General features: G+C 56.2%; 1 protein-coding gene. It reads left to right on the forward strand.

The window, feature by feature from the left end; translation table 11 throughout:
- Positions 1-790, forward strand: a 790-nt coding sequence (locus tag WCT94_RS20700) for an Ig-like domain-containing protein (RefSeq protein WP_336871596.1), incomplete at both ends; no start/stop codon positions are given.

Raw genomic sequence — 790 nt, forward strand, 5'->3', positions numbered from 1 at the left:
CACCGGTAAAGTCGATAACGACGTCAAAGCCGGTGATGCGGTCACCGTCAAAGTCGGCCCGGAAACGTACCAGACGACCGTCAATGCGGATGGTAAAACCTGGAGCGTCAACGTTCCCGGCTCTGTACTGGCCGCGAATGGCGATATCTCTGCCAGCGTGACGACACGCGATCCGGCAGGCAACGTTACGACCGCCAATACCAGCCATGTTTACGGTGTCGATACCGTTGCACCAACCGCGTCGATATCTATCGACAATGTCACGTCAGATAACGTGATCAACGCGGCTGAATCCGGCCAGACCATTGCGGTCACCGGTAAAGTGGATAACGATGTCAAAGCAGGCGACGCGGTTACCGTTAAAGTCGGCACCGAGACTTACCAGACCACCGTCAATGCGGATGGTAAAACCTGGAGCGTCAATGTGCCGGGCTCTGTACTGGCGGCTAATGGTGATGTGAGCGCCACGGTCACCACCCGTGACACCGCAGGCAACGTTACGACCGCCAATACCAGCCATGCTTACGGTGTCGATACCGTTGCACCAACCGCGTCGATATCTATCGACAATGTCACCAGCGATAACGTGATTAACGCGACCGAATCCGGGCAGACGATTGCAGTGACCGGTAAAGTCGATAACGACGTCAAAGCGGGTGATGCGGTCACCGTTAAAGTCGGCACCGAGACCTACCAGACCACCGTCAATGCGGATGGAAAAACCTGGAGCGTGAATGTACCGGGATCGGTATTAGCCGCCAACGGTGATGTGAGTGCGACCGTCACTACG

Source organism: Pectobacterium sp. 1950-15 (genome assembly GCF_037136835.1).
GTDB lineage: Bacteria > Pseudomonadota > Gammaproteobacteria > Enterobacterales > Enterobacteriaceae > Pectobacterium.